The following is a 2,762-nucleotide window of genomic DNA, read 5'->3' on the forward strand; positions in this document are numbered from 1 at the left end:
GCCGCCGCCGCACCGCCCACGGTGCCCGCCGCCTCCATGTCACCGGATCCCGCCGCCGGTGTCCGCTTCGACCGGCCCGCCGAGCCGGAGGAGTACCCGCTCCAGGCTCCTGACCCCCGGCTGGCCGTCGCCAAGGTGTGCGTCGCCTGCCGGGCGGGCCGGGTCGACGACGACGGGTACTGCGAGAACTGCGGGCACGCCCAGCCGCGCGAACGCGACCACATGGAGCAGGAGACCGGGCCCGTCGCCGCCGTCAGCGACCGCGGCCTGCGCCACCACCGCAACGAGGACTCCTTCACCGTCGGCCACACCGCGCTGCCCGACGGCGGCCCCGCGCTCGTCGCGATCGTCTGCGACGGCGTCTCCTCCGCGACCCGCCCCGACGACGCCTCGTACGCCGCGGCGCAGACGGCCGGCCGCGCCCTGCTGGCCGCGCTGCCGACCGGCGCGCACCCGCAACAGGCCATGCACGAGGCGATCGTGGCCGCCTCGCACGCCGTCAACGCGCTCGCCGAGGAGCCCGCCACGGCCCGTGAGCACGCCCCGCACCAGAACGCGCCCGCCTGCACCCTCGTCGGCGCGATCGTCACCGCGGGCCTGCTGGTCGTCGGCTGGGTCGGCGACAGCCGCGTCTACTGGGTTCCGGCGGACCGGAGTTCACCGCCCGCCCGGCTCACCGAGGACGACTCCTGGGCCGCCCAGATGGTCTCCGCGGGCCTGATGAACGAGGCGGAGGCCTACGCCGACGAGCGCGCCCACGCGATCACCGGCTGGCTCGGCGCCGACGCCTACGAACTGGAGCCGCACACCGCCGCGTTCAAACCGGACCGGCCGGGCGTGGTGATCGTCTGCACGGACGGCCTGTGGAACTACGCGGAAGGGGCCGAGGAGATGGCGGAGGCACTCCCCCTCGACGCCGCCGCCCGGCCGCTGCACGCGGCGCGGGTTCTCGTCGGTCACGCCCTGGACGGCGGGGGCCACGACAACGTAACAGTGGCCCTCGTGCCGTTCCCCGCCCCCGCGCAGGGGGCAGGATCGGCCTGAGGCCGCGCACGGACAGAGCACTGCCCGGCCGCCGGTACGGGCAGCGGGCGCGGGCCGGCAGCGGCCCGCGCACGGGGAAGCAGAGGCGGACCGGAGGGGACCGGTCCGTCCACGTCGTCACCCCACACGCCGTGGGAATTTCCGAGGGGGATGGGAAGAGGCATGGCCAATTTCTCGAAGTCGAACGTGCCGCAGTTCTCGGTGGACGTCTACCAGAACGAGTACCTGCCGGAGGGCGGCCGCGAGGTCAGCGCGATCGTGACGGTCACCGCGACCGGTGGCGGCACCGTCGGCACCGCGGTCGCCGCACCGCACCTGTACTCGCCGGGCGCCGGCCCGTCCGCCGCCGTGGCGATCATGGTCGACTGTTCCGGCTCGATGGACTACCCGCCGACCAAGATGCGCAACGCCCGTGACGCCACGGCCGCCGCCATCGACACACTCCGCGACGGCGTGCACTTCTCGGTCATCGACGGCACCCACGTGGCGCGGGAGGTCTATCCGGGCAACGGGCGTCTCGCGGTCGCCGACCCCGCCACCCGCGCCCAGGCCAAGGAGGCCCTGCGCCGGCTCAGCGCGGGCGGCGGCACGGCCATCGGGACCTGGCTGCGGCTGGCCGACCGGCTGCTGTCCACCGCCGACGTCGCCATCCGGCACGGCATCCTGCTCACCGACGGCCGCAACGAACACGAGTCACCCGAGGACCTCAAGGCCGCCCTGGAGTCCTGCACGGGCCGCTTCACCTGTGACGCGCGCGGCGTGGGCACCGACTGGGAAGTGAAAGAAGTCACAGGGATCGCCTCCGCCCTTCTCGGCACCGCCGACATCGTCGCCGACCCGGCCGCTCTCGCCGCCGACTTCACGCAGATGATGGAGACGGCCATGGGCAAGGAGGTCGCGGACGTCGCCCTGCGGCTGTGGACCCCGGTCGGCACGGCCGTGAAGTTCGTCAAGCAGGTCGCACCGACGGTCGAGGACCTGACCGGCCGGCGCACCGAGTCGGGGCCGCGTTCCGGCGACTACCCCACCGGTTCCTGGGGCGACGAGTCCCGCGACTACCACGTGTGCGTCGAGGTCCCGACGGCGAACATCGGCCAGGAGATGCTGGCAGCGCGCGTCTCGCTGGTCATTCCGCAGCCCGACGGCACGGTACAGAACCTGGGCACGCAGGGTCTCGTACGGGCCGTGTGGACCGACGACATGGCCGCCTCCACGTCGATCAACCCCCAGGTCGCCCACTACACCGGGCAGGCCGAACTGGCACAGGTCATCCAACAGGGGCTGGATCTCCGCAAAGCGGGCGATATCGATGGAGCAACGGCCAAACTGGGCCGGGCCGTTCAGCTCGCGAGCGTGTCAGGGAACGCGGATACTGCGAAACTGCTTGCGAAGGTGGTGGACGTGGTCGACGCCCCGACAGGTACTGTCAGATTGAAGGCGAAGGTCGCGGAGGCCGACGAGATGACCCTCGAGACCCGGTCCACAAAGACTGTTCGTGTAAAGAAGTGACCTAGCAGGACGCCCGCAGTACGCCAGTAGGACACCGAAGGAAAGGGGGACGCGCCGACATGCCGACCTGCCCGAACGGACACCAGTCGGGTTCCGACGACTGGTGCGAGGTCTGCGGTCACCGCATGGCCGGTGCCGTACCTCCGCCCCCTCCCCCGCCGCCCCCGGCCGGCGGGGGAGGGGGCGGAGGTACGGCACCGGCCATGCGG

At 72.6% G+C, this 2,762-nt stretch carries 2 protein-coding genes; both read left to right on the plus strand.

Annotated elements, in window-relative coordinates; genetic code table 11:
* Window positions 1-1,044 (plus strand): PP2C family protein-serine/threonine phosphatase (locus BZL64_RS35060; RefSeq protein ID WP_107430409.1); only part of this gene is annotated, 1,044 nt, incomplete at its 5' end.
* A 162-nt stretch (window positions 1,045-1,206) separates the two neighbouring features.
* The gene (locus tag BZL64_RS35065; protein ID WP_086773104.1) at window positions 1,207-2,553 is read left to right on the plus strand and encodes a vWA domain-containing protein; all 1,347 of its coding nucleotides are present in this window, start codon (window positions 1,207-1,209) and stop codon (window positions 2,551-2,553) included.
* Window positions 2,554-2,762 lie beyond the last annotated feature (209 nt).

Source organism: Streptomyces bobili (assembly GCF_002154575.1).
GTDB classification, from domain to species: domain Bacteria; phylum Actinomycetota; class Actinomycetes; order Streptomycetales; family Streptomycetaceae; genus Streptomyces; species Streptomyces bobili.